Source organism: Arthrobacter sp. D5-1, assembly GCF_017357425.1.
Lineage (GTDB): Bacteria > Actinomycetota > Actinomycetes > Actinomycetales > Micrococcaceae > Arthrobacter.
In genome coordinates this window covers 4,084,461-4,109,108 of record NZ_CP014571.1, presented here as the reverse complement: position 1 = coordinate 4,109,108, position 24,648 = coordinate 4,084,461, and the positions used below count along the sequence as shown (strand labels likewise).

Below are 24,648 nucleotides of genomic sequence, written 5' to 3'. Positions count from 1 at the left end.
ACTGCGGAGGCGCTGTGAGCACACACCTGAAGGATTCCAACCGAGGACTTGGCCGTCGCTTGTTGTTCCTGCTCGCTGTGGCGGCCGGATTCATGGTGTCCAACATCTATTACGGGCAGCCCCTGCTCGAGCGCATCGGGACGGACCTGGGGATTCCAACGTCCGCGGTGGGCTGGATTGTGGCCGCATCCCAGGCCGGATACCTTCTGGGGCTGGTTCTCTTGGTGCCTTTGGGAGATGTCATGAACCGCCGGGTGCTCATTACCCTTCACATCGCGGCGACGGCACTTGGCGGATCCGTGGTGGCCCTGGCAGATTCACAGGCGGCCCTCCTGGGCGGCTTCCTGCTCCTTGGATTGGCCTCGTCGGTGGTTCAGACCATCGTGGCGTACACCGCAGCCTCCAGCACCCCCGACCAAAGGGGCGGAAACATCGGCACCGTCACGGCCGGCGTCGTGAGTGGCATCATCCTTGCCCGGACGCTGGCGGGAGGCCTGACGGACCTGTGGGGATGGCGGTCGGTCTACGTTCTCGCTGCGGTGGCAGGTGCGGTCCTCGCCGTCGCGGTTTTTCGCGCTCTGCCCCAAGACCGGGCCGAGAGGGGAGAAGTGGGGTACTGGCGGGCTGTCTCATCGGTGGTGGTCCTGACGCGGCGTGATCGCATATTCCGTACGCGGGCGCTGATCACCATGCTGCTGTTCGCGTCCTTCGGGGTGCTGTGGAGCGGTATGTCCCTGCTGCTCAGCAGTCCCGCGTGGCATCTGCCGCCGAGCGTGATCGGACTGTTTGGGTTGGCCGGCCTGATCGGCGTGGTGGCCGCATCCAGGGCAGGCGCCGCGGCTGACCGTGGGTGGGCGCAGCGGGTCACGGCGTGGAGCCTCGTTGCGCTCCTGGGTTCCTGGGTGGCTTTGTCCCTCGGCGGTTGGTCGCTGTTGTGGTTCGTTGCCGGCATCATCGTTCTCGACGCTGCGGTGCAGGCCGTTCATGTCAGCAGCCAGACCTTGATCGTGGCAGGAGCTGAGGAGTCGGCCAGCAGCATTATCGGCAGCTACATGGTGTTCTATTCCGTGGGAAGCGCAGCGGGTGCGGCAGCTGTTGCGCCGGTCTACGATGCCTGGGGTTGGGCCGGGGCCAGCGTCCTGGGCGCGGTTTTTGCTGCGCTCGCGTTGGCGCTCTGGGGCACGGACCGGCTCATTCCGTACAAATCGAGCGGTCAGGCGCGGTTGGCTCGCTCCGCACAGCACGCTGGGGCAGAATGACCTCAACCAGCTGAAGGAGTTCGCACATGCCCGACATTCTGACGTCCAGGTTCCTGTTCGGTCCCGGCCCGGGCAATTGCTACCCCGAAGCAATGGCCGCCCTGGCCTATCCGGTGCTGGGGCACCTTGATCCGGTGTTCATCGAACGGCTTGACCACACTTGTGAGGGCCTCCGGACTGTTTGGGGAACCTCCAATGCGCGGACACTCCCGTTGAGTGCCACAGGTTCCGGCGGGATGGAAGCGGCTTTCGTGAACACCGTGTCCGACGGCGACGTGGCAGTTATCGCTGTGAACGGACTGTTTGGGGCGCGGATGTGCGAGGTCGCACGGCGGTGCGGGGCCACGGTGGTCCGGGTCGACCACGAATGGGGCCAGCCCGTAGATGCCGACCGTGTCCTCGCAGCGCATCCTCATCCGAAAGTCATCGCCGCCGTCCATGCTGAGACATCCGTCGGTGTACTTTCCGACATCGCCGCGCTGGGCGCCGGAAAGGGCGATGCCCTGCTGATCACCGACGCCGTCACCTCCATCGGCGGATTGGAACTGTTGGCGGACGACTGGGGGATCGACGTCGGATACGCCGGAACCCAGAAATGCCTGGGCGTTCCGCCGGGACTGTCGCCGTTCACTCTGTCCGACCGCGCTTTCGAACGCCGGGTCAAAGATCCGCGCTCCTGGTACCTCGACATCGGGTTGCTTGGTGGTTACGTCGGAGCGGCCAGTGGAGCCCGGACGTATCACCACACAGCGCCCGTCACCATGATCGCCGGGCTCGAAGCTGCTCTGGACCGGATCCTCGCCGAGGGGTTGGACGTGGTGCAGGCCCGGCACCGTGCTGCCGGCGCCGCTCTTCAGAACGGGCTGCAGGAGATGGGACTCGAACTGTTCGCCGCCGAGGGGTCCCGGTTGCCGAGCCTGACCACGGTCAAAGTGCCCGACGGCGTCAACTCGGCTGCCGTCCGCGCTTACCTTCTGGAGAACTTCAGTATGGAAATCGGCTCGGGTGTGGGGGAATTCGCGGACACGGTGTGGCGCATCGGCATGATGGGACCGAACGCGAACAGCGCCTCGGTCACCCTGGTGCTGGGGGCGCTGAAGGAAGCGATCGCGAAAGCCTAGCCCGACGCTCTCTCACGTCCCGCGTGGTTGGGTGGGACGCTCTCTCACGTCCCGCGTGGTTCGGTGGGACGCTCTCTCACCTTCCGGCGCCCGACCCGTCAATCGGTGACGTGACCGGCGTCGTACGTTAAGGTCGCGGAGGCGGCGGTGCTGCCGTCGGCGGGCTGAATCGAGGTGATGGTCAACAAGCCCGCGCCCGGCAGCGTGACCGATTGCCCTTCGCGGAAGGCCTGCTTGCGCTGTTGTTCGGCGGTGCGGATCCAGAACTGGATAGCGGGGGCGCCGTCGGCGATTCCGATTTTGACCACGCCCACTTTGACGCCGTCGAAGGTTGGCTGCATGCCTTGCTTGACTGTTACGAGCTGTTCCACGGCCATCCTTACTTCACGTCCACGGAGTACACGGAGTCGAAGTTTTCCTTGTACTCATCTTCGGTCAGTTCCAGCGTGCCGGACTTGTGGTCGTCGTCGTCCTCCAAGTAGCCGCCGGACGGACCCCACGGGTTCGCCAGGACGATGACTTTCTCGCCGTCGTCGTTGGTTTTCACATCAACCACAACGTAGGCATGGTTGGGCACGACGTCGGTGCGGTTGACTTCGTCAGACTCCCAGACCCAGTCGAAGTCGTCGTCCTTGACGTCTTCGGTGCCCACGGAAATGGCCTGGCCGTCGGCGAGCTTGTCCTCGATGTCATCAAAGTTCAGTTCGCCGTCCTTATCGGCGGACTGCCCGGTCATCAGTTCCATGGCTTCGTTGCTGAATCCGCCGTCGATGTCGTCGTATGATCCGCCGCGGTGCTCAGCTGCCGCGCGCTCGTAGATGGATAGCCAGTTGGGTTCGCCGTCAGCGCCGCGGACACCGCCTTCGGTTGACTTGGCCTCCACAGTGACTTCCACGGGCTCGCCGTCTTCGTAGAGGGTGACCACCCAGTGCGTCGGGGGATCACCGACGGGGCGCATGTGCTCCTCAAGGAACTCGTCCAGCTTGCCTTCGCGCTCCAGCACCTGAGCCACGGAGCCAATGCCTGCCAACAGCCAGCAGTCGCCGATCTGTCCCTGGTTGATGTCGCTGGGGTCGCCGGCGTCGGGGTCGTTGCGGACGTCGCCGGGCACATCGACGTCGGGCATGTCCGGGTCCAGTGGACCGGGGTCGCCGGGCGGGTTCGAATCTCCCCGCCCGGAATGATCGGAGCCGGAGGATCCCGACGCTCCCGAGCTGGACTTGTCCTGCTCATCCGCGTTGCGGATCAGCTCCTTGGCCTGGGACTGCAGTTCACTGGAGATCTTCTTCAGCATGGGGCGGTGTTCGGAGTCCCACGAAGACCGGAACATCGCAGCGTCCCGGCCATCCCACCGCGCATTGCTGATGAGGTGACCCAGCTCCGTGGACAGGGAGGTCATCCGTTCCGAGTGCCGCGACATCGTCTTTGCCAGTGCCCGCAATTGTTCAATGTCAGCACCGTAAAATCCCGGCATTACTTGCCCCCCTCAGGAATTTCGCTGGTATCGCACTTCTCGGATTTCACCGGAACAGTGACGTCCAGGTAAGCCGGGAACTTCGATCGGATGGTCACCGTGGCACCCGCAGCGTCAGTGCTGCGCGTGACCACCCAGCCGCCCGGCACGGGGTCAATGCCGTCGAAGGAAGGGAATCCGTGCTCTTTCAGGACCGGATCCGCCACCGCAAAGACGTCCTCGAAACTCCTTGATGGTTCCACGATGTCCGCGCTGCTCTTCATGCTCCGTGGGGCGAGCATGCACCTGCCGTCGTCGATGCGGCTCAGGCGTGCAGGGTCATCCACGGACCACGTGATGTCCGGCATCTTTGCCTCCAAGGCCGCAACAAGGTCGGCGGTCAGGGCATTGTACTTAGCGACGCTTTCTGCCACGGGAGCCGGTTCGGCGGTAACTGGCGGCGCGCTGCTGGGTTCGCGGGTGGGTCCGTCGGGGGTGCCGCTGCACCCCGCAGCAAGAGTCGCCGCCACCGTAAGGGCAGCAGCCAGCGCCCAAGGCTTGCGGTGCACGCGGCGGTTCATTTTCGTCCCCAGTTCCAGTTAGCGTTCGACGGCGGATCTCACCGAATGTTTTCACGTTGCGTTGCTCTGGGCGATGGGCAGAACAACCCGTACAGGTGAGAGAGGGTTCGGCTCAAGCACGCGGGAGGTGAGAGAGGGCCGGTGGGAAGCACGCGGGAGGTGAGAGAGGGTTCGGCTCAAGCACGCGGGAGGTGAGAGAGGGTCAGGTGTTGCGGGTGAGGACCCAGGTGTTGGTGCCGTCCTGGCGTTCGAACGTCACCGTGGTTACCAGGGCTTCGATGAGTGCCAACCCGCGGCCGGATTCGGCTTCGGAGTCTGGCATGGACGCCTGCATGTCGCTCGCGAAGGGCTCACGGGCGTTGTACGCGCTGACCCTCGCGACCAGCCGGGCGGGCCGGACGCTGATGTCCACGTCGATCTCCACGGGCTTCTCTGCGACAGGAACCGCGTGCTGAACGATGTTGGCGGCCGCCTCGATGACTGCGGTGGCAAAGGTCATCCGATCCATATCGGGTACAAAGGAGGCATCGTCCCAGAGAGCGTCCAGCTCATTGTGGATCGCCTCGATCGCGTCCTCATTGGATGGCCCATGGAACCCTCGGTGGGCGATCACCTCAGTCATCGCCGAACGCCTCCTCGGCTGAGGGGTACGCCGTGAGCACCCGGTCCATGTTGGTCAGTTCCAGGACCATCTTCACCTGCGGCTGCACACCGGCAATGCGGAGGTCGCCACCTGCCTGGCGCGCGGCTTTGAGGCAACCGATGAGCGCTCCGAGGCCTGATGAGTCCATGAAGTCCGTCTCTGCCAGGTTGACCACTACCCGGCTCGAGCCGCTGGCAACAACCTCGTTCACTACTTCGCGGAGCTTGGGTGCCGCCACCATGTTCAAGCGACCCACGCTCTTCACTTCCGCGTAGGAGTCCTTGACCTCATAGCTGAACTGCATCTGCATTCCTTTCCTCGGGGCTCTCCGGCCCAACATCTTCAGGGACAAAACCCTTGTACAAAACTGCCTTGACCAGCACGCTCAGGACCACCAGGTCGAATGCCACCCAGGCGACATTCACCAGCGTGCCGAGGGGCTCCGAAAGACCAGTCAAAAGGCGGGCGATCCCGACCACCAGCGCAATAGCCAACAACACCGCCACGATGATCTGCGGACGGATCAGGCTCCAGCTCGGGCCGCCGCTCTGGCGCGCCTTGGGGGTGACGGCAAACCCAAGGGGGCGACCGAACCAAACGTTCCGGGCCGCCGTCGTACATGCCTTGATCCAGGTGGGGAACAACGCAAGGCTGTACTGCTGTCCGCGCCAGGTGGGGATGCCGTGCCCGGCCACCACAAACAGCAGCTGGTTGACCACCATGAACGGGATGAACCGGATGAAGAAGTCGAAGCTGAGGCTGCTCACCGGGAGGATGCCGAGCGTCAGGTAGATGATGGGCGCCGCGAAGTACACCACGGCCGCGAAGCCGCTGAGGTAGCTCCACATGGTGGAGAAGTACATAAGCCGCTGGCCCCACGAGAGCCTGGGCTGGACCAACGGGTTCTCGCGAAGGAGGACCTGCATGGTGCCCTGTGCCCAGCGGAGCCGTTGAGTGAGCATGGTCTTGAGATCCTCGGGCGCCAATCCGTTGGCGAGGATTTCGTGGTGGTAGACGCTCTTCCAGCCCAGCGAGTGGATGCGCATTGCCGTGGCCATGTCCTCGGTGACTGAGATGGTGGCCAGTGGCATGATCGGCTGCGCTTCGTCGGTGCGTTCCACGGAGATGGCGTCCAGGACAGCGTGGACCGACTCGAGCGCACCCAACGGTGACCAGTCGCGGCCGGACATACGGTCGACGGCGTCACTCGCCACAGTGGTCACACCGGACTCGCCGACGTGGGCGAGTTCCATCGCGGCGATCTCTTCAAGGTCGGCCTGCAGCGCGGAGAAGTCGGCAGCCACGAGGGTGCGCACGGCCTCGTCCACTTTGCGCCGCACCCGGTACGTGATCTCGCTGAGGGACACGCGAGCTTCGAGTTCCTGCTGGGCTGTATTGGTTGCTGCCTCCACCTCGTTGAGCATCTGCTCCACCAAGGGGTTGCGGGCCTCTTCGGAGCGCCGTGCCTTTTTGATGGCCGAACGGGAGGCAGCAAGGGCGCGACGGACACTCTTCTCCGTGGCTTTGACGTAGCCCACCAGGCCGAGCTGCATGAGGGCTTCACGGCGGAGGATCGCGTTTGAGCCGCAGAAGAACGCCGCGTTCCAGCCGTCCTTGCCCTGCTGGATGGGACCGTAGAACAGCGGCGCCTGGCTGCCCAGGGGATCGTCGGCGGGGACGTTGATGAAGTATTGGGGGGTCTGGACCAACGCCACGCGGTCATCGTTGAAGTAGCCCAGCGTCTTGTCCAGGATGTCAGGCTCGGGGATCTGGTCGGCGTCGAGAATCAGCAGGTATTCGCCCGAGGTGACCATCAGTGCGTTGTTCAGGTTGCCGGCTTTGGCGTGCCGCGGCATGTCCGGTGTCCAGTCCGCGCCTCGCGTCACATAGCCAATCCCGTTCGATTCGGCGAGTTGGCGCATCTCGGGGCGATCGCCGTCGTCGAGTATCCAGGTGCTGTGCGGCCAGCGGATGTCCTTGGCGGCCAGTGCCGTGGTCATCACCAGGTCCAGCGGCTCGTTGTAGGTGGTGATGAAAACGTCCACGGTGGCGTCGGCCGGGGCAGGGGGTGGGGGCTTGCGGATCTTCAGGTTCCACACCGTCAGTCCGAAGAGCATCACGTCGATGAGGCTGTACGTCTCAGCGATCACCAACGGAACGGCGATCCACCATGCGTCCCAGTTCAGCGACGCCATCCAACGCCAGGCCACATAGTTGACGCCCAAGATGACTGTCAGAACAACCAACAGCCGGGTCCAGAAACGTGTCACAATCCCCCCCTTTTTTGTGGTCTTTAGTGCTGGACGTCAGGTTTTCTACGAACGACGACGGCGGTCACGTCGTCTTCGGCTGTTTCGACCGGGGCCAACCCCAGCAAGGCCGCGCACACATCGTCCGACGTTTCCTCGCTCCGCGCTGCCTTCTCGACGTTCCGGATGAAGTCTTCGAGGGAAGCGTGGGCGTCCAGTACGCCGTCGCTGACGATTACCAGCGTGTCGCCTGGTTCCAGCAGGAGCTCAGCGGCGGGCCAGTGCTGACCGTCGAGGATGCCCACCGGGGGCCCGGCGGATACAAGCCTCTGCGCTGCCCCCTCCGCCGGGATGTGCAGGGCAAGTCCGTGGCCAGCGTCGATGTAGCTGAACCTTCCGGAGGGAGCGTCCAGCCGCGCGTGGAACATCGTGGCGAAGGAGCCGGACTGGTCCAGGTCCGAGGCGATGGTGGCGCTGGCTGAGGCGAAAGCGGCGTCGATGGCCGGAGTGTCGGCCACTGAACGCATCACCGCACGGACGGTGGCTGCGATCAAGGCCGCGCCCATGCCCTTGCCCATGGCGTCCGCGAACGTCAGGTGCATGCCGTCGCGGGTCTGGTACCAGTCGTAGAAGTCCCCACCTACGCTGCGGGTGGGGCGGAAGGCGCCTGCGACGTCGTATCCTTCGAGGCGGACTGTTTCGCGGGGGAGGAGGCTCTTCTGCACCACTGCTGCGCGCTCGAGTTCGTCCGTTTGGCCGCTGTCCTCGGCCGGCGCGGCGGGCGTGCGGGCCCGGCGGAACAGCGCGCGGATACGGGCTTGAAGTTCCTTGGGACTGAAGGGCTTGTTGATGTAGTCGTCGGCGCCGATGTCCAGGCCGTTGAGCCTGTCAATCTCGTCTGCGCGTGCCGTGAGCATGAGGATGTAGGCGTCCGAGAATTCGCGGAGCCGGCGGCAGACTTCCATGCCGTCAATGTCCGGGAGATTCACATCGAGGGTCACAAGTTCCGCGTTGGTATTGCGGACAGCCTCGACGCCGGACAGACCGTCAGGTGCTTCGGTCACCACAAAGTCGAGCTGCTCGAGGACCAGGACGAGGAGTCCGCGGATGTCGGCATCATCTTCGACGACTACAGCGTGGCGCACGGGTGGGGAAGAGACCATGGCTCCATTAACTAATGCTGCTGGGTATTTGTCACGTTTAGTCACGACACATGAAACGCCCGCTCACAAAAGTGGGCGGGCGTTACATCTTTTGTTCAGTTATATGAGAGAGGGTTGCCCTCAAACACGCGGGAGGTGAGAGAGGGTTGCCCTCAAGCACGCGGGAGGTGAGAGAGGGTTAGACGCCCAGCTCTTCCTTGAGCGCCTGGACGTGGCCCTGGGCGCTGACCTGGTACTGGGTGAGCTTCACGGTGCCTTCGCCGTCGAGGACAACGGTGGAGCGGACCAGGCCTTCGACGATTTCGCCGTCAACCAGCTTCTCGCCCCAAGCGCCGTAAGCGAGGGCCACTTTGTGGTCTTCGTCGGAGAGCAGCGGGAAGGTCAGGGCGAATTCACCGGTGAACTTCGCGAGGTCCTCTGGGCCGTCCGGGGAGATCCCGATGACGTCGTAGCCCTTGCCCTGCAGGCTGGCGAGGTTGTCTCGGAAGTCGCAAGCCTCGGTGGTGCAGCCGGGGGTGGCTGCCTTCGGGTAGAAGTACACAATGACGTTGCGTCCGCGGTAGTCGGACAGCGAGACCTTGGTGCCGTCGGCGTCGAGAAGCGCGAAATCAGGTGCTTGCGTTCCGACGAGGAGTTTCTGGGTCATGGCGATCCTTTACATTCAACCGGTGTGCACCGGCGGTCATTTCAAACAACAGCGATCATTCAAAGAACGAAGTCAATGAAGTAGAACAGCGAAATCAGATGCTGTATTCCGCGGGTCCGCGCACTGTGGCATAAGGGCCTGGCACGAACTGGTAGCCGCCACCACGGACGGTGGCGACGGTGTGTCGGGCGGAGCCTAGCTTCCGCCGCACCCTTCCAACATAAACGTCGATCGACCGAAATGCCGCGCCGGGGAGGTCAAATGACTCCAGGAAGCGTTGCAATTCTTCACGACTGATGGCCCGTGAGCAGTTCACCACGAGGTAGCGGAGCAGCTTGTATTCCATGCCAGTAAAGGCCACGGGCTCGCCGTCCAGCAGCACTACTTCAGCGGCGAGGTCCACCGCAAGTTGGCTGCGGCGGCTCGCCAACGTTACGGGCTCGACGGCGGTGCCGCCGCCCGCTTCGGTGCGGTCGCCGCCGTCGGAAGCGGCATCCGAACGGGTCACCGAACGCGCCTCCGCGAGGGCATCGGCGAGCGAGAGAGAACCGTTGGTACCGGCGTCGGCGGCTTCCTGCGGAGTGCCGCCCCAGGAAGTGTCGCCGACGCCGGAGTGCTGTGCCCCGGTGGCGGGCCAGATGCGGACTTCCGCCTCCGGGGCAAGTTTCATGGCGCGGGCCAGCACAAGACGTGCTGCCCGCTCCCAGACTTCAGGATCGATCTCGTCGCCCTCGGCCGGGTTGACCCAGAGCGCCAGGCCGTGTGCGGTCATGCCGTTCCGGCGCGCGGCAGTTCCCCGCGACGGCGGCGGCCCGTAGGCATTGACTGCCATGGCGGTAGACCTAAACGTTGCCGCGGCGGAGCAGCTTGCCGCCGGGGTTCTGGCCGTCGATCGGTGTGCCGCGCAGGTAGGTCTTGCGGACGACGCCGGCCAAGGGACGGCCGTCGTACGGCGTGATCGGGTTCTTGTGCTTGAGCTTGGTGACGTCCACAACGAAGGCCTCGTCCGGGGCGAAGATGGAGAAGTCGGCGTCGTAGCCCAGGGCGAGCTGGCCCTTGTTGTGCAGGCGGGCCAGGGCGGCGGGCTTCTCGGCCATCCAGGAGACGACCTGTTCCAGCGGGATGCCACGGTGGCGGGCTTCGGTCCAGATCAGGGACAGGCCCAGCTGAAGCGAGGAAACGCCGCCCCATGCCACTGCGAAGTCGCCGTTTTCCAGGTCCTTGAGGTCCAGTGTGGAGGGGGAATGGTCCGAGACGATGCAGTCGATGGTGCCGTCCTGCAGGCCCTTCCAGAGGAGCTCGCGGTTGGAGGCCTCACGGATCGGCGGGCAGCACTTGTAGGCCGTGGCGCCGTCGGGGATTTCTTCGGCCATGAGCGTCAGGTAGTGCGGGCAGGTCTCAACGGTGAGGTTGACGCCGTCGCGCTTTGCCGAAGCGATCATGGGAAGCGCGTCGGAGGAGGAGAGGTGCAGGATGTGGGCGCGGGCGCCGGTCCAGCGGGCGCGTTCGATGACCTCGGCGATTGCCTTGTTCTCGGCGCCGCGGGGGCGGGATGCCAGGAAGGTCTCGTAGTGGTCGCCGCCGGGGTGAGGTGCGCGGTCGATCGCGTGGGAGTCCTCGGCGTGGACGATCATGAGGGAGTCGAAGGACTTGAGTTCCTTCATGTCCTCTTCCATCTCGTCCGCGTCCAGGTGCGGGAACTCGTCCACGCCGGAGTGCAGGAGGAAGCACTTGAAGCCGAAAACGCCTTCGTCGTGCAGCGGGCGGAGGTCGCCCTTGTTGCCCGGGATGGCACCTCCCCAGAATCCGACGTCCACGAATGCCTGGTCCTTGGCGACCACGCGCTTCTGCTCCAGGCCGTCCACGGTGGTGGTGGGCGGGATGCTGTTCAGTGGCATGTCGATGATGGTGGTCACGCCACCGGCTGCTGCGGCGCGGGTGGCGGAGGCGAAGCCTTCCCATTCTGTGCGGCCGGGTTCGTTGACGTGGACGTGGGTGTCCACCAGGCCGGGGATGAGGGTTTCGTCGTCTGCGAGTTCGATGACCTCGTTGCCCGTCAGGCCGTTGCCCAGGGGTTCGATGGCGACGATGACGCCGTCGCGGATGCCAACTTCGCGGGCTGCGAGGCCGGCGGTGGTCAGGATGCGCTGGCCCCGGATAACGAGGTCATAGGCGCCGATTGCTTCAGACATTGAGGTACTCCTTGTTTTCGGTCCGTTCCGCCAGGTACACGCCTATGTGCTTACCTAATTGTTCAAGCAACGGACCTGCTTCAGCGATACATTTTTGGACATCTTTTTCCAGATCGGTCAGTGCATGGACCGTATGGAAGCCGGCATCCGTGAGTTGTTCCCGGCTCAGGGTACTCCGGCCGCAGACTGCGATCACGGGAACCCCGTTCCTTTGTGCCGCCCGTGAGACGCCCATGGGGGTCTTGCCGAGCAGACTTTGCTCGTCCAGGCTGCCTTCTCCAGTGATCACCAGGTCGGCGCCTTTGAGCCTGCGCTCGAGTTCAGTGAATTCAAGCACGACGTCGATACCCGGCCGCCGCTCAGCCTTCAGTGCCGCGATGGCAATGTAGCCAACGCCGCCTGCTGCTCCAGCGCCTTCTGCCTTGGCCGCGAACTTGGCATGCTGCCCGGTGGTTGCCGCGAGGACGTTGACGAAGTGGCTTGCTGCGGCGTCCAGTTCGGTGACGTCGTCCGGCGTCGCGCCTTTCTGGGGACCGAAGATGGCTGGGGCTCCGCTGGCCCCCAAAAGGGGATTGTCGACGTCGGACGCCAATACGAACTCCGTGGCCTCAACGCGGACGTCGAAGTTGGAGAAGTCGATGCTGTCGATTTCGGCGAGTGCCGCACCGCCGCCGGGGAGCTCGTTGCCGTTCTTGTCCAGGAAGACGGCCCCGAGGCCCTGGAGGACTCCTGCGCCGGCATCAGTGTTGGCGCTGCCGCCAACACCCAGGATGATCTTGCGGCAGCCGAGGTCCAGCGCGGCGCGGATCAGTTCGCCCGTGCCGATGCTGGTTGCTTGCTTGGCCGTCTGGGACGTGGGGCCGTCCGGGAGGAGGGCGAGACCGGAAGCTGCCGCCATTTCGATGACAGCTTCCTGGTCCCGCACTGCGAAGTCGGCCTTCACTGGCTCGCCGAGCGGGCCGGTGACGGTGGTGGTCCGGCGGGTGAAGCCGGAGCCGATGGCGGCGTCGATGGTTCCTTCGCCGCCGTCGGCCACCGGAATGCGTGTTGCTTCAATGCCTTGGCCGAACCCCGCCTGCAGGCCTGTTGCCAGGTGCTTGGCGACGTCGGGCGCGGACAGCGAGCCCTTGAATTTGTCCGGGGCGATGACAACACGCATTCCGGTGCCTCCCTTCTTTTACTGTTACTTACGCTTTGGTCAGGATCGCGGTGGGTGCGTCCGCCGCGGTTTCTGCCAGCTCTTCGAACTCGTTCACGCCGTTGATCTCAACGCCCATGGAGATGTTGGTGATCTTTTCCAGGATCACTTCAACAACCACGGGAACCTTGAACTCGCCCATCAGTGCCTTGGCCTTGTCGAAGGCGGCAGGCAGGTCGTTGGGGTCCTCAACGCGGATGGCCTTGACGCCCAAGCCCTCGGCAACCTTGATGTGGTCAACGCCGTAGCCGTTGGTTTCCGGGCTGTTGATGTTCTCGAAGGCCAGGGAAACGTTCTGCTCCATGTTGAAGCCGCGCTGGCTCTGACGGATCAGGCCCAGGTAGCTGTTGTTCACCACAACGTGGATGTACGGCAGGTTGAACTGTGCGCCCACGGCCAGTTCCTCGATCATGAACTGGAAGTCGTAGTCACCGGACAGGGCCACAACGGTGGCGTCCGGGGTGCCCCTGACTACACCGAGTGCTGCCGGAGCGGTCCAACCCAGCGGGCCGGCCTGGCCTGCGTTGATCCACTTGCGGGCACCGAACACGTGCAGCATCTGCGCGCCGGCGATCTGCGACAGTCCAATGGTGGACACGTAGGTGGTGTCGCGGCCGAAGGCCTTGTTCATCTCCTGGTACACGCGCTGCGGCTTGATGGGCACGTTGTCGAAGTTGGTCTTGCGGTGCAGGGAGCCCTTGCGCTCCTGGCACTCGGCAACCCAACCCGAGTAGTCCGGCAGGGTCTTGGCTGCCTGGCGTTCGCGGGCCAGCTCCAACAGACCGTCCAGCGCCGCACCGGCGTCGGACGCGATGCCCAAGTCCGGCGAGAAAACGCGACCGATCTGCGTCGGCTCGATGTCGATGTGCACGAACTTACGGCCAGCCGTGTAGGTGTCCAGGCCGCCGGTGTGACGATTGGCCCAACGGTTGCCGATACCGATCACGAAGTCGCTCTGCAGGAACGTCTCGTTGCCGTAGCGGTGCGAGGTCTGCAGGCCAACCATTCCGGCCATCAACTGGTGGTCGTCCGGGATGGCGCCCCAGCCCATCAGGGTGGGGATGACCGGAACGTTCAGGATCTCGGCCAGCTCAACCAGCTGGGCCGAAGCGCCGGCGTTGATGACGCCGCCACCGGCAACGATCAGAGGGTGCTTGGCTGCGGTCAGCAGGTCCAAGGCCTTTTCGAGCTGCTTGCGGGAAGCCTTGGGCTTCTCGATGGGCAGGGGCTCGTAGGCGTCGATGTCGAACTCGATCTCGGCCATCTGAACGTCGATGGGCAGATCCAGCAGGACCGGGCCCGGACGACCCGAGCGCATCAGCTGGAACGCCTTCTGGAAGGCGCCCGGAACCTGGCCCGGCTCCAGGATGGTCATGGCGAACTTGGTCAACGGCTTGGCGATGGACTCGATGTCCACAGCCTGGAAGTCTTCCTTGTGCAGCTTGGCAACGGGTGCCTGGCCGGTGATGCAGAGCATGGGGATGGAATCAGCCTGGGCTGCGTACAGTCCGGTGATCATGTCCGTGCCCGCGGGGCCCGACGTGCCGATGCAGATGCCGATGTTGCCATCAGCTGCGCGGCTGTAGCCGTCAGCCATGTGGCTGGCGCCTTCAACGTGGCGGGCCAGCGTGTGGCGGATGCCGCCGTGGGCACGCATTGCTGAGTAGAAGGGGTTGATCGCTGCGCCGGGCAGACCGAAAGCTTCGGTTGCGCCTTCCTTTTCCAGGATGGCTACGGCCGCATCAACGGTGCGCATCTTTGCCATGGTGTACTCCTTGTTTTTTGCCCTTTCGGGCGAAGTCTGTGGTGTTTTTGGGTGTGGTGAGGGAGCCGCCGTCGTTTAAGTACGACGGCGGGTTCCCTGCTTTTCGTTTCGGTCCGGCTTTTGCCGGGGTGCTTACTTCCGGCCGCTGAGCTGGAGGACCTGCTTGAAGAGGCCCGAGTGGTCGAGGCCGCCGTCGCCCTGGTTGACGGTTGCGGCGACGAGCTGGGCGACGAGTGCGCCGAGCGGGACAGCGACGTTGGCTTCGCGGGCTGCGGAGGTGACGATGCCGAGGTCCTTGTGGTGGAGGGCCAGGCGGAAGCCGGGGTCGAAGTTGCGGTCGAGCATCTTCTGACCCTTCTGGTCGAGGACCTTGGAGCCGGCCAAGCCGCCGCCCAGGACCTTCAGTGCTGCGTCGGTGTCTACGCCGTAGGCCTCGAGGAAGGCGATGGCCTCGCCGAGAACCTGGATGTTGACGGCTACGATCAGCTGGTTGGCTGCCTTGACGGTCTGGCCGGAACCGGACGGGCCGACGTGGACGATGGTCTTGCCCACTGCGTTGAGGACATCCTGTGCTGCCTCGAAGTCGGCAGCTTCGCCGCCGACCATGATGGACAGAACGGCGTCGATGGCGCCCTGTTCGCCACCGGATACGGGAGCGTCGAGCGGGCGGATGCCTGCTGCGACTGCGTCTTCGGAGAGGCGCTTGGCGACGTCCGGGCGGATACTGGATGCGTCGATCCAGAGGGTGCCCTTCTTCGCGTTGGCGAAGACGCCGTCCTTGCCGCTGACAACACCCTCAACATCGGGGGAGTCCGGGACCATGGTGATGACGACGTCGGCGTCCTTGACTGCGTCCGCGATGCTGGTGGCACCCTGGCCGCCTTCGGAGACGAGCTTGTCGATCTTGTCCTGGCTGCGGTTGAAGCCGGTGACCGTGTGGCCGGCCTTGACGAGGTTGATGGCCATGGGGAGGCCCATGATTCCGAGTCCGATGACTGCAACGTTGCTCATTGTGGTTCTCTTTCTGGGGAAGTCTGTGTGTGTTTTAACCCGGGTGTGTTACCCAACTAGGTGACAGTAAGTGTCGTATTGAGTGCTCAGTGGAGCGTTTGCTGTTACCTAGTTGGGTCTACGTGGCCTAGTTGGCGTTGGCGCGCTGACGGATGGCCCAGCTGAAGGCCGATTCCTGCGGTTCCTTGTACTCGAGGCCGATGTAGCCGTCGTAGCCGAGTTCGCGGCTGCGGGCGATCCATTCGCCGAGGGGGAGCGTGCCGGTTCCGGGAGCGCCACGGCCGGGGTTGTCGGCGATCTGGATGTGGCCGAAGTCCTTGGCGTGGTTCTCGATGACGGATTCGACGTCGTCGCCGTTGACTGCCAGGTGGTAGAAGTCGGCGAGGAGCTTGATGTTCTGTGCGCCGGATTCTGCCTTGACGCGGGCAATGACCTTGAGTGCGTCTTCGGCGGTGAGGAGCGGGTACTTGGGTGCGCCGCTGACCGGCTCGAGGAGGACGGTGCCGCCGATGCGGGCGACGCCTTCAGCTGCTGCGGCGAGGTTCTTGGCCGCGAGTTCGTCCTGCTCTTCAGGGGTGAACTCGTCCTGGCGGTTGCCGTAGAGGGCGTTGAAGGCCTTGCAACCGAGGCGCTCACCGATGCCTGCTACGACGTCGATGTTGTCCTTGAACTCGGAGCAACGTCCCTTCCAGGAAACCAGGCCACGGTCGCCGCCGGGCATGTTGCCGGCGTTAAAGTTCAGGCCCGTGAGCTGAACGCCGGCGTCCTTGATGGCAGTTTCAAACTCGGTTACTTGCGCGTCGGTGGGGACGGAGGTTTCGAAGGGCCACCAGAACTCGACGGCGTCAAAACCGGCTGCCTTCGCGGCGGCGGGGCGCTCGAGCAAGGGCAGCTCCGTCAGGAGGATGGAGCAGTTCACTGTGTACGTCATCGTAGGTCCTTCCGAGGAGGGGCTTTGATCTATCTTCCGTTGCTTGGCTGCTGCCTTGGTGCTTGGCTTCAGTTTCCGCTTTGTGGAATTTAGATTCTGCTTTATGAAAAGTTTAGGCAAGGTGGGGGTGGGAGTCAAGGGGGAGTTGGGGGTTTGGGATACCAAGGTCGCTAGGCAGTACTCCGGTCCGGATGAGGACAGTCGGGTCGCCTTACGGAGATTCCGAATCACTGGCTTCCAACTTGCGCACGGCCGCAGACCTCATCAGGGAAGGGACTGCTCGATAGAGCGCAATCGGTCGACGGGCTCAAGTCGCGTAGCGTAGGAGTGCGCGCCTTAGGCATCCTCGAGCCCAGTCTTGGGCCGCAAGGCAAGGCGAGCCTCCGCCGCTACGCTACCGTTTTCGATATGATTCATGCGTTGACGTATGTTGTGGCGCAGGAGTTTGATGGAATCAGAGAAAGTCGCGGATTGAGACTCACCTTCAAGACCCAAGGACTCCGACGGACATGTACAGATTCGCAGTTCGCCGTCGGGCAACTGGGAGTTGAGTTGGCGACTTCGCTGCAAGCCAGGCTGTCTGACCTGGATGCCGCTGAGTACCTTACGGATATTCCTTTAGGACTCGATTTAAGCAGCTCCGTTCTGAGCCGAATACCAATTCACGTTCTCCAGCAGCACTACTTGATTGCGCGAGCGGATCATGTCGAGATGCCCGATCCAGGTTCAGCGGATTCTCCATGGGAAAAAGTGAGTCGACTGCAGCTAACTGCTATTCAGGAGATTAAATGATGGCAACCGAGCAAACATTTATCCCCCGGTGGGCAAGTGCTCCGGGTGACACAATCCGGAATATCATTGATAGTCAGGGAGTAAGCCCGGCGCAGGTCGAATCCTCATGCGGGCTCAAAGAGGGCGAGCTTGAAGGACTACTCCAGGGGACAGTACACATCGATCAGCCTCTGGCAGAGTCTCTATCCAACTGTCTTGGTGGGAGCACAACGTTTTGGATCAGGCGCGAACAGAGATTCAGAGAGCAGGAAGCACTGGTCGAAGCAGACCGGTGGGTGGAGACGCTGCCGCTAAAGTCAATGAATCGCCTATCCTGGCTGGAAGTTCCCCGAGATTGGCAGGAACGTATAGAAGCATGCCTGAAGTTTTTTGGTACTGATACACTGGATGCTTGGCGCCAATCGTACTCTGATCAACTCCAAACAGTTAAGTTCAGAACTTCTACGAGCTTCCAGAACCAGGTCCCTTCTGTATCGACATGGCTTCGGGCGGGAGAGCTCGCAAACGTCGGATTCAACGGTGGCCCTTTGGATAGGGTCAGCCTATCGAACTCAATTCCTGATCTGCGAGAATTGACTCGATGCCCCGATCCTGAGATTTTTTTGCCGGCAATCCAAGCAATACTTCATCGCAGTGGTGTTTCCTGCATCGTTGTACCCACACCTGAAGGATGCGCGGCTAGTGGTGCCAGCCGTGTCCTGCAAGACGGTTCGGCTCTAATCCAACTCAGCGGAAGATTTCTGTCCGATGATCAGTTTTGGTTTTCACTATTCCACGAAATTGGCCATCTTTTGCTGCATAATGAAGCACCGCTGCATATAGATGGTGATCCAGGGGACTTTGAACAAGACGAAATGGAGAGGGAAGCTAATTCTTTTGCTGCGAACGTACTTTGGCCCTTCGCTGAGCGCTCTGATGCCGAACTTGGCGACAGGCCGTCGAGGCGCGACATAGTGCGTTTAGCGTCACGCCTTGGAACCAGCCCTGGTGTGGTTCTTGGTCAGCTTCAGAGTAGTGGCGTCCTGCATTACTCCGAATTTAACAATCTCAAACGGCGGTATGTTCGCGATGGTTCTTGCCTCCTGTTGAAGAGATAAACCACTTATAATACGAATTTCCTGAACTTTGCAGGACTCTTCTGCCAGTTACACACGGCGTCTTCGACTACATCTGGAGTAACGCCTACCACGGACGAGAATTGTGCAAGGAGATCTTCCAATTCCTGGGCCCGAGTTGATGCTCCCGGGCCGCCTGTGAGTAGGCGCGCTCCACGCAGGGGTCCTGTGGCACCCTTGAGGTATGAATGACCTGGTCGAAGATCGAAGAATCTCAGCCTAGACATCGTCATGAGGTAATCAAACTTCGCAATCCGGCCAAAGTCCATGACCACCGACATGGCCCGATACAAAGATTCGAAGGTTTCCGTTGGCGAGTGGCCAACTGAATGGTTTTCTATAAGTGCGCGGTGACTTCCGTGAGTCATTATCCATTCTACATAGCTCTCAAAGACGGATGCAGTACCACGTGCACTCTCATGACTGAGACTCGAATATTTTCTATGGTTTCCAAAACCGCGCCTTTGGTCCTTGCGCAGAAGCTCCTTCTGATTTTCGCCAAGCCAAATTCTAAACTCGGGCGTCGCGCCCGTGATCTCATCCCAAGACCAAAGTGGGTTACCGCCTAGGCGGCCATAGACTTCTCTTACGAAGCGCCATCCTGCGATCGGATGCTTGCCAAAGTGTACAAATTGGAAGACGAGCCAGCAAGCTTCATCCTCATTGCCCTGTCCCCAATGATATATGGCTGCTTTGAGTGGATCGAAAAGTTCGTCATGAGGATCTGTGACTGATTGCGAGAATTTTCGGTTAAGCAAGCGGTCAAAATGCTCATTTCTCCGTTCGCTATCTATCAGTTGATTGACAAGTACCTCGCGCTCCTGATCATCCTCGATACCTGGTAGTTGTGCAATATTTTTTTCGAATAGTCGTATGCGTTCACTGATCTTATCAAACCGTGGTTGGTAATATGGGCGCTCAGCCTTGCCGCTAGTTGACATTGTGACTCATTCCGTTGGTGCGCATGTCTATTCGATCTTGGATGATTGTGCGGAAGTAGGGACTGTCGAGGGCTTCCTTGATAGGTACCAAATCGCCAAGGCGTTTCTCAAGGATGAGTTTATGCGCATACAAGAGCAGGGATAGATCACGCCAATAGGGTTCGGGTGGGAGATCGATGCTATCAATCTCAACATGGGATGCTGTGCGAATCTCTTCCTCGGTTCGAATAAGGTGCCGTATCGCTGGCCAGGGGTCTCCAGCGGGCATTGAGGGCATGTCAACATTCAGGTGCCAACCTTCATCCTGATACTCACGAGCAGCACGGTAGTGCTTCTCGTATAGATGAAGGCTGCCTACTGAGTGGAAATATCTTCCAACTTTGACGCTCAAGGAGCGGGCAACTATTTCCTGGATCATAGTGAAAGCGAAAATATCGTGAGGAAGGCCCAGATAAAGATCGTTGGACCGCATGCTTGTCATTACGGTGAGGTGACCCTCACGTACCACAAACTGTATTGCCAAAGTACACGGCGCGTTGTCGGTGTCCTCATGGTCGAAGAGTTGAATCAGAGCATTCCGCGAATCAGGCTTCTGGCGTAGTGTTTGAATAACTCGATCGATTTGGTTCACACCATCGAAACTCATGAGCCTAGGGCCATAAGCCCCTGTAACGTGGCCGTCAATGGAAAGACCTGGGTCTTCGTAGTACCGAACGTAGTGGCTAATCTGGGTGGAGTCGTCGGATCCCGACAGGTACCAGAGCAATTCTCCTAGGGCACTGAAGATTTTTTCGCGGCGTTGGCTTCGGCTTACCCTGGCCCGCGGATTCTCAAGCTCGAGTAGTACACCAAATAGTTCTTTGGCCGGCCCCTTAGAGGGTCTTATTTCCAGGCCATCGTTCAGTACGAGTTCGTAGGCCTCCTGCATGAGGTCGTCAATCGTCTCGGCCAACAAATGATTCCGCAGTTCCCTCACCCCCCAAGTGTTTCCAGACAGTGTATGGTCTCTGTTGCTCTGTTACGTGCTTGATCGGGAAATTCCTTGCTATGTGTCGAGGCCCCCCTAGATGTTCCGCCCTTTTCCTGAGGGGCTATGCCATTTCACCTGCGGCTTTGCTGAGAAGCGCCACTAACGGGGCAGTGTCGTGGCTGCAAGGGCCCGCCTCATTGGCCTCTGAAGGACAACGGCTGGCTCGGCCGATAGGTCAGGACGACGTCAAATCGGCGGGAGTGTCTGTAGAGTCGGTGTCCCGCGACTTTGAGCAGAAGTCTGGCGGCCAGCAAAGCGAGCAAGGAAAAGCTCAGCGCCGCCATCCGCCAACCCGGTTTCGGGCCGCTTGCCTCAGGCCGGGACTTTGGCCATCATCGAAAGATGCGCGTTCTAACGCTCGCCAAGAATTTGGACTCTTTCGTGGTCAGTTTAGTCTTCCTACGGGCGGCGACGCTGCAACCCGACCCGCAGTAGCGCGTGCGGGGCAGAACCGAGGCGGCCGTGGCAGGGCCGCGCAGTTCGGCGTAATCGCACCAGACTGCGCGGCCTCGCAGGTTATCGCTGTAACTGATCAGGTAGCGGCCGTGGGCGATTCCCCATGGAAGCGCCCGAACTTGCGCAGATACAGGTACATTCCCACAAATGTTCCAAGCCCCAGGACAGGGCCCGCCCACAGTGCCATCGGAGTGCCCTGCAGGAGGATGGCGCCTAGCCCAAAAGTGCCAGCCAAGGCGGCGCCCCCTGGGTTTGCCGTTGCGAGCTTGCCTTGAATTTGGCGACCGAGCTGCCGGTAGCGGACTGCTTGCATGACGGCGAACAGAAGAAATGAGGCCACCATGATCAGTGGCCATGGCCAGGCCGCCATGGCTACGACGCTCAAGGTCAGTCCGTACATCCCGGACAAGCCCAGCCAGTAGTTCCGTTCAAGGCTGTCAGTCGTGGCGTTCATCAGCAGCCTCTGTTGAAGTCGATGAGGCTTCCTGCTGCGGTCATTACTGCTGAGCAGCCGATCATGGCCATGGGCCCGAAGAATCCCATAGCGCCACAGAACGCCATGTTCGTTCCCCACCAAGCCCAGAGAGCTGCCCAAGCGGACGGGCACTGAGGAAACATGGGCATCATTGCCGTGGACCCTTTGCCGCCACCAACCATCACAGGCTTAGCTTTGACGAGCTTGGCGACCTTCGTGTTGTTCGGGCCATCCGTCAGTTCAAGAGTCAGATACCCGGAATCTGTCAGCGATACGAGCGACTTGAGAGCGTCCGTGGGCATTGAAGCTGCCAAGAACTCTTGTTGCTGACGAGCGTCGAAACGACGGTCTGCCGACAAGTACTTCTTTAGCGCTTTCGAACTCTGGATCAGTTTTACGCGCTGGCGGAAGCCCGTTGGGTCCTGCAGACGCGCTTGCTCCAGACGGATCAGCGCCTCCTTCCGCTGGGCCTGAGTCGGTTCCAACAACGTAACACCCGTCCCGTCGAGTGAGACAGTGCGCGAAGCGGCAGCGTTTGCAGGGCCCACCGATGCTGAGAGTATTGCCAGGACGGCCACGATCATTGTGGTTATGCGAAATATGCTTTTCCTAGAACTTCTAAAAATATGCATGCGATCCCCAAATAGATTTTCCTCGGACAGTTTGTCCGACGGTTCTGCGCTATCTGCGCAGGGCTGGGCGCAGAAAGGAAAGAACGACGCGCGCTCTTTGTTCTGTGGTAACCCTGGACTGCGCTAGTACACGGCGAACCTAGCCCGAGAATTTCACCCCCTAGTGCCGAAAAGCCGAATCTAGGTGTGGATTTGGGGAAATTAGGTGGTGATTTGGGCGAAAATGAGTGTCCAGAAAGAGTGACTAGGTGTTCCACGCGTCGTCATCTAACAGAAGCGTGAGCTGCATCGCGCTGATGGGAGACTGTGGTCTGGGCACTTCAGGCACCACCCAATAGGTCGGTTCAAAGGGCCAAATGATTGATCATGTCGACAGCCATGAAGTGTATGGCCACCTGCCAAGAGCCTTTGCCATAAGAATCTCGCTAGAGTGGGCACCGCAGGGGCATGGCGGCAAGGATCACTGTCACTGCTCGCGGAAGGACAATGAATGGCTCGGCCGACAGTTCAGGACGTCGCCAAAACGGCAGGTGTGTCCGTAGGAACGGTGTCGCGCGTCTTGAACGGAAGCTTGGCTGTCAGTGAGGCGGCCAAGGAGAAGGTCAACACCGCCATCCGCCAGCTCAGCTATCGTCCTCTCGCTTCAGCAAGAGACCTTCGAAGAGACCGCACAATGCGCGTCCTCGCCTTGGCCAAGAATCTGGATTCCCTCGTGATCAGCGAAGTCTTCCGTGGTGTCGGCGATGCAGCCGCAGACTCCGGCTACGTCAGCCTCATCGCAGCTACCGACGGAGACCTCGACCGCGAACAGCAGCTCGTGGACATGCTGCGGAATGGCTCCGTGGACGGGCTGGTCATCTTTTCCCCAACGATGCCGGACGACGACGTAAACACCGTTGCCGCGCAAATGAGCGTCGTTCAGGTCTGTGAAATCGTCGACGCCGAGGCAGCCTTCGGAGTGTCCATCGATGACCGTCGGGCCGCCTACGACATCACGAAACATCTGATCGACACGGGTGCCAAGAGGCTGGCTATGCTCGCGCATAGGGGCGCCCGCTCGGGCCGGCTGCGCGAGGAAGGCTTCCGTCAGGCGCTCACTGAGTCGGGCTTGGCATCGGACCAGATTCTGCTCGGAGAGGGCAACTTCGGGTTCCACGCCGGTCGCAACCTCACAAAGAAGCTCCTGGAATCCAAAGACCTCCCGGACGCCGTCTTCTGCGGCACCGACGTAGTCGCTGCCGGGTGCGTTCGGGAACTCACGGATGCCGGAGTCCGCGTTCCACAAGACATCGCCGTGGCAGGTTTCGATGACTCTGCCCAGGCAGAAATGTGCGTCCCGGAGCTAACCACGGTCCGCCAGCCGGCCTATCAAATGGGCCGTGTAGCCTTCGCTGAACTCCTCGAACGAATGACAGTCGAGGGTTCACATCGCAAGGGGAGAACTTTCCTCCCGCACGAACTCGTCATCCGAGACTCCACGAAATAAAGAGGGTTGACAGCCTTCAGTGGTCCCTGTCACACTACTTTGGAATCGATTCCACGGCCGTAAGGCCGATTCTTTTGAACACATTTAGAATCGATTCCACGAAACAACAGAACCACCGGCAAAGAAGCCACCATCAGGACGCGGGACAGCCAAAACGCGCACTGAACGCCACCGCCCACAGCCACCAAAGGAGCCACTTGTGGACTTGAACCGACCTGCCTCTCCGCTCCAGAACAAAGCCGCAAAACGCACAGCCCTAGCCGCGACCGCAATAGCAGCGGCCCTCCTGCTCAGCGCGTGCGGCGGGGGAGCGGCACCCCAAGGTGCCGAGCAAGCGGCAGCTGCCGATCCGGCGTCGGGCGCTAATGCCAGCGGTGCCGTGAACATCTGCGGCGTCAAGGACGCAAGCGGCATCTACAAGGGCACGGCAGAGGCGTTCACCATGGCGAACGGCAAGGTCACGGCCAAGTACACCGAGATCGGTGCCACCACGGATGAGGCGCGCACGCAAATCGTGCAGCGGCTCGAAGGCAAGTCCACTGAGTGCGACCTCTTCGTCACGGACGTCATCTGGACCTCCGAGTTCGCCTCCCAGGGTTGGCTGCTGGACCAGACCAAACTGGTGGAGGCCAACAAGGACCGACTCATCCCCTCCACTGTGGAAACCACCAAGTACCAGGACAAGTACTGGGGCTCGCCGTTCTTCACCAACGCCGGGCTGATCTACTACCAGAAGGACAAGGTAGCCAAGCCCGAGTCCTGGCAGCAGCTCTACGCAGAAGCCGCCAAGGCTCCCGGCAACGGCTACGTCTACCAGGGCAAGCAGTACGAAGGCCTCACAGTGAACTTCCTCGAAATGCTCTACAGCGCAGGCGGCGAAGTCCTCAACGACCAGGGCGACGTAAAAATCGACTCCAAGGAAACCCGCGACGTCCTCAACTTCATGAGCGACGGACTCAAGAACGGCTCAGCCGACCGCGCAGTCCTCACCTACAACGAAGACCCGGCCCGCCTCGCCTACGAGTCCGGCGACTTTGGATACCAGCGCAACTGGCCGCACGTTTACCGCCTGCTCAACGCGACACCGCTGGCGTCCAGCTTCGCGGTCGCGCCGCTGCCCGCATGGGAAGGCGGCAAGGCCTCCGGCGTGCTGGGCGGCTGGAACCTCGCCATCTCGGCGCACTCCACCAACCAGGCCGGGGCTGTCGCATTCATCGACTTCGCCACCACCCCGGACTGGCAGAAGCACGTGGCCATGGACTACTCCCAGGCACCCGTAAACGAAGCTGCCTACTCTGACCCGGCGGTTCTCCAGAAGATGCCGTTCGCCACCGAACTCCTCGCCTCGGTGAAGGGTGCCAAGCCGCGCCCCATCTCGCCGGTCTACCCGCAGATCTCGCAGGCGATCTACAAGAACGTCTACGCCGTCCTTTCCGGCACCGCCTCCACCGAGGACGCCGTGCAGAAGATGGCCGAGGAAATCACTGCCGCCAAGGCGAGCTTCTGATC

24 protein-coding genes are annotated in these 24,648 nt (G+C 61.6%); 6 read left to right on the top strand and 18 right to left on the bottom strand.

The genetic code is table 11. The annotated features are described in order from the left end of the window. The first annotated feature begins 14 nt into the window (after positions 1–14). Together AYX22_RS18930 and AYX22_RS18925 are read left to right on the top strand one after the other, a co-directional pair. Complete coding sequence (locus tag AYX22_RS18930) at positions 15–1,259, top strand: MFS transporter (protein ID WP_242703406.1); 1,245 nt, start codon at positions 15–17, stop codon at positions 1,257–1,259. 26 nt (positions 1,260–1,285) lie between these two features. Continuing rightward, positions 1,286–2,380 (top strand): alanine--glyoxylate aminotransferase family protein, encoded by a 1,095-nt coding sequence (locus tag AYX22_RS18925; protein ID WP_207594972.1) that lies wholly within the window; start codon positions 1,286–1,288, stop codon positions 2,378–2,380. A 98-nt stretch (positions 2,381–2,478) separates the two neighbouring features. Here AYX22_RS18925 and AYX22_RS18920 read toward each other — a convergent pair whose 3' ends face one another. The 14 genes from AYX22_RS18920 to AYX22_RS18855 form a co-directional block, all read right to left on the bottom strand. Beyond that, positions 2,479–2,751 (bottom strand): hypothetical protein, encoded by a 273-nt coding sequence (locus AYX22_RS18920; RefSeq protein WP_207594970.1) that lies wholly within the window; start codon positions 2,749–2,751, stop codon positions 2,479–2,481. 8 nt (positions 2,752–2,759) lie between these two features. After that, positions 2,760–3,854 carry a C2 family cysteine protease gene (locus AYX22_RS18915; RefSeq protein ID WP_207594968.1) on the bottom strand — a complete coding sequence of 365 codons (1,095 nt, stop codon included), beginning with the start codon at positions 3,852–3,854 and terminating at the stop codon, positions 2,760–2,762. Beyond that, positions 3,854–4,414: a hypothetical protein gene (locus tag AYX22_RS18910; RefSeq protein ID WP_207594966.1), complete on the bottom strand. Its 561-nt coding sequence runs from the start codon at positions 4,412–4,414 to the stop codon at positions 3,854–3,856. The genes AYX22_RS18915 and AYX22_RS18910 overlap by 1 nt, the downstream gene beginning before the upstream one ends. Positions 4,415–4,616: 202 nt before the next feature. Then, positions 4,617–5,036 carry an ATP-binding protein gene (locus AYX22_RS18905; protein ID WP_207594964.1) on the bottom strand — a complete coding sequence of 140 codons (420 nt, stop codon included), beginning with the start codon at positions 5,034–5,036 and terminating at the stop codon, positions 4,617–4,619. Beyond that, a complete protein-coding gene (locus AYX22_RS18900) occupies positions 5,029–5,361 on the bottom strand; it encodes an STAS domain-containing protein (RefSeq protein ID WP_089596282.1) in 333 nt (110 codons plus the stop codon). Before AYX22_RS18900 ends, AYX22_RS18905 begins: the two co-directional genes overlap by 8 nt. After that, on the bottom strand, positions 5,345–7,327 hold the full coding sequence (locus AYX22_RS18895) for a glycosyltransferase family 2 protein (RefSeq protein ID WP_207594961.1): 1,983 nt from the start codon (positions 7,325–7,327) through the stop codon (positions 5,345–5,347). Before AYX22_RS18895 ends, AYX22_RS18900 begins: the two co-directional genes overlap by 17 nt. Positions 7,328–7,350: 23 nt before the next feature. After that, on the bottom strand, positions 7,351–8,469 hold the full coding sequence (locus tag AYX22_RS18890) for a SpoIIE family protein phosphatase (protein WP_207594960.1): 1,119 nt from the start codon (positions 8,467–8,469) through the stop codon (positions 7,351–7,353). Between the two features lie 178 nt (positions 8,470–8,647). After that, a complete protein-coding gene (gene bcp / locus AYX22_RS18885; protein WP_089596279.1) occupies positions 8,648–9,115 on the bottom strand; it encodes a thioredoxin-dependent thiol peroxidase in 468 nt (155 codons plus the stop codon). 94 nt (positions 9,116–9,209) lie between these two features. Continuing rightward, positions 9,210–9,947: a winged helix-turn-helix domain-containing protein gene (locus AYX22_RS18880; RefSeq protein ID WP_207594958.1), complete on the bottom strand. Its 738-nt coding sequence runs from the start codon at positions 9,945–9,947 to the stop codon at positions 9,210–9,212. Between the two features lie 10 nt (positions 9,948–9,957). Further along, complete coding sequence (gene allB, locus AYX22_RS18875) at positions 9,958–11,307, bottom strand: allantoinase AllB (protein ID WP_144649355.1); 1,350 nt, start codon at positions 11,305–11,307, stop codon at positions 9,958–9,960. Next, complete coding sequence (locus tag AYX22_RS18870; protein WP_207594956.1) at positions 11,300–12,466, bottom strand: glycerate kinase; 1,167 nt, start codon at positions 12,464–12,466, stop codon at positions 11,300–11,302. The genes allB and AYX22_RS18870 overlap by 8 nt, the downstream gene beginning before the upstream one ends. Before the next feature lie 28 nt (positions 12,467–12,494). After that, entirely contained in the window at positions 12,495–14,270 is a 1,776-nt protein-coding gene (gcl, locus tag AYX22_RS18865) for a glyoxylate carboligase (RefSeq protein WP_207594954.1), read from the bottom strand. Between the two features lie 132 nt (positions 14,271–14,402). Further along, positions 14,403–15,281, bottom strand: a complete 879-nt coding sequence (locus AYX22_RS18860; RefSeq protein ID WP_207594952.1) for a 2-hydroxy-3-oxopropionate reductase — start codon at positions 15,279–15,281, stop codon at positions 14,403–14,405. A 127-nt stretch (positions 15,282–15,408) separates the two neighbouring features. Beyond that, positions 15,409–16,212, bottom strand: a complete 804-nt coding sequence (locus AYX22_RS18855) for a TIM barrel protein (protein ID WP_089596273.1) — start codon at positions 16,210–16,212, stop codon at positions 15,409–15,411. Between the two features lie 408 nt (positions 16,213–16,620). Between AYX22_RS18855 and AYX22_RS18850 the strand changes: the two genes are divergently transcribed. Together AYX22_RS18850 and AYX22_RS18845 are read left to right on the top strand one after the other, a co-directional pair. Next, positions 16,621–17,004, top strand: a complete 384-nt coding sequence (locus tag AYX22_RS18850) for a hypothetical protein (RefSeq protein WP_207594950.1) — start codon at positions 16,621–16,623, stop codon at positions 17,002–17,004. Beyond that, positions 17,001–18,101 carry an ImmA/IrrE family metallo-endopeptidase gene (locus AYX22_RS18845; RefSeq protein WP_207594948.1) on the top strand — a complete coding sequence of 367 codons (1,101 nt, stop codon included), beginning with the start codon at positions 17,001–17,003 and terminating at the stop codon, positions 18,099–18,101. Before AYX22_RS18850 ends, AYX22_RS18845 begins: the two co-directional genes overlap by 4 nt. A gap of 5 nt (positions 18,102–18,106) precedes the next feature. Here AYX22_RS18845 and AYX22_RS18840 read toward each other — a convergent pair whose 3' ends face one another. The 4 genes from AYX22_RS18840 to AYX22_RS18825 form a co-directional block, all read right to left on the bottom strand. Then, a complete protein-coding gene (locus AYX22_RS18840; protein WP_207594946.1) occupies positions 18,107–19,060 on the bottom strand; it encodes a hypothetical protein in 954 nt (317 codons plus the stop codon). Next, a complete protein-coding gene (locus tag AYX22_RS18835) occupies positions 19,050–20,036 on the bottom strand; it encodes a thymidylate synthase (RefSeq protein WP_207594944.1) in 987 nt (328 codons plus the stop codon). Before AYX22_RS18835 ends, AYX22_RS18840 begins: the two co-directional genes overlap by 11 nt. 586 nt (positions 20,037–20,622) lie before the next feature. After that, complete coding sequence (locus tag AYX22_RS18830) at positions 20,623–21,000, bottom strand: hypothetical protein (protein ID WP_207594942.1); 378 nt, start codon at positions 20,998–21,000, stop codon at positions 20,623–20,625. Next, a complete protein-coding gene (locus tag AYX22_RS18825) occupies positions 21,000–21,323 on the bottom strand; it encodes a hypothetical protein (protein WP_207594940.1) in 324 nt (107 codons plus the stop codon). Before AYX22_RS18825 ends, AYX22_RS18830 begins: the two co-directional genes overlap by 1 nt. Before the next feature lie 820 nt (positions 21,324–22,143). Here AYX22_RS18825 and AYX22_RS18820 point away from each other — a divergent pair. Together AYX22_RS18820 and AYX22_RS18815 are read left to right on the top strand one after the other, a co-directional pair. Next, positions 22,144–23,139 carry a LacI family DNA-binding transcriptional regulator gene (locus AYX22_RS18820; protein WP_207594938.1) on the top strand — a complete coding sequence of 332 codons (996 nt, stop codon included), beginning with the start codon at positions 22,144–22,146 and terminating at the stop codon, positions 23,137–23,139. A gap of 199 nt (positions 23,140–23,338) precedes the next feature. After that, positions 23,339–24,646 carry an ABC transporter substrate-binding protein gene (locus AYX22_RS18815; protein ID WP_207594936.1) on the top strand — a complete coding sequence of 436 codons (1,308 nt, stop codon included), beginning with the start codon at positions 23,339–23,341 and terminating at the stop codon, positions 24,644–24,646. The last annotated feature ends 2 nt before the right edge of the window (positions 24,647–24,648 follow it).

What these genes read in the sequence shown, in the direction of transcription:
- AYX22_RS18825 (WP_207594940.1), bottom strand. Translation starts at nt 21,323, where the DNA reads ATGCCCACGGACGCTCTCAAGTCGCTCGTATCGCTGACAGATTCCGGG.
- gcl (WP_207594954.1), bottom strand. Translation starts at nt 14,270, where the DNA reads ATGGCAAAGATGCGCACCGTTGATGCGGCCGTAGCCATCCTGGAAAAG.
- allB (WP_144649355.1), bottom strand. Translation starts at nt 11,307, where the DNA reads ATGTCTGAAGCAATCGGCGCCTATGACCTCGTTATCCGGGGCCAGCGC.
- AYX22_RS18890 (WP_207594960.1), bottom strand. Translation starts at nt 8,469, where the DNA reads ATGGTCTCTTCCCCACCCGTGCGCCACGCTGTAGTCGTCGAAGATGAT.
- AYX22_RS18855 (WP_089596273.1), bottom strand. Translation starts at nt 16,212, where the DNA reads ATGACGTACACAGTGAACTGCTCCATCCTCCTGACGGAGCTGCCCTTG.
- AYX22_RS18860 (WP_207594952.1), bottom strand. Translation starts at nt 15,281, where the DNA reads ATGAGCAACGTTGCAGTCATCGGACTCGGAATCATGGGCCTCCCCATG.
- AYX22_RS18830 (WP_207594942.1), bottom strand. Translation starts at nt 21,000, where the DNA reads ATGAACGCCACGACTGACAGCCTTGAACGGAACTACTGGCTGGGCTTG.
- AYX22_RS18840 (WP_207594946.1), bottom strand. Translation starts at nt 19,060, where the DNA reads ATGTCAACTAGCGGCAAGGCTGAGCGCCCATATTACCAACCACGGTTT.
- AYX22_RS18880 (WP_207594958.1), bottom strand. Translation starts at nt 9,947, where the DNA reads ATGGCAGTCAATGCCTACGGGCCGCCGCCGTCGCGGGGAACTGCCGCG.
- AYX22_RS18915 (WP_207594968.1), bottom strand. Translation starts at nt 3,854, where the DNA reads ATGCCGGGATTTTACGGTGCTGACATTGAACAATTGCGGGCACTGGCA.
- AYX22_RS18925 (WP_207594972.1), top strand. Translation starts at nt 1,286, where the DNA reads ATGCCCGACATTCTGACGTCCAGGTTCCTGTTCGGTCCCGGCCCGGGC.
- AYX22_RS18820 (WP_207594938.1), top strand. Translation starts at nt 22,144, where the DNA reads ATGGCTCGGCCGACAGTTCAGGACGTCGCCAAAACGGCAGGTGTGTCC.
- AYX22_RS18845 (WP_207594948.1), top strand. Translation starts at nt 17,001, where the DNA reads ATGATGGCAACCGAGCAAACATTTATCCCCCGGTGGGCAAGTGCTCCG.
- AYX22_RS18870 (WP_207594956.1), bottom strand. Translation starts at nt 12,466, where the DNA reads ATGCGTGTTGTCATCGCCCCGGACAAATTCAAGGGCTCGCTGTCCGCG.
- AYX22_RS18910 (WP_207594966.1), bottom strand. Translation starts at nt 4,414, where the DNA reads ATGAACCGCCGCGTGCACCGCAAGCCTTGGGCGCTGGCTGCTGCCCTT.
- bcp (WP_089596279.1), bottom strand. Translation starts at nt 9,115, where the DNA reads ATGACCCAGAAACTCCTCGTCGGAACGCAAGCACCTGATTTCGCGCTT.
- AYX22_RS18900 (WP_089596282.1), bottom strand. Translation starts at nt 5,361, where the DNA reads ATGCAGTTCAGCTATGAGGTCAAGGACTCCTACGCGGAAGTGAAGAGC.
- AYX22_RS18850 (WP_207594950.1), top strand. Translation starts at nt 16,621, where the DNA reads ATGATTCATGCGTTGACGTATGTTGTGGCGCAGGAGTTTGATGGAATC.
- AYX22_RS18905 (WP_207594964.1), bottom strand. Translation starts at nt 5,036, where the DNA reads ATGACTGAGGTGATCGCCCACCGAGGGTTCCATGGGCCATCCAATGAG.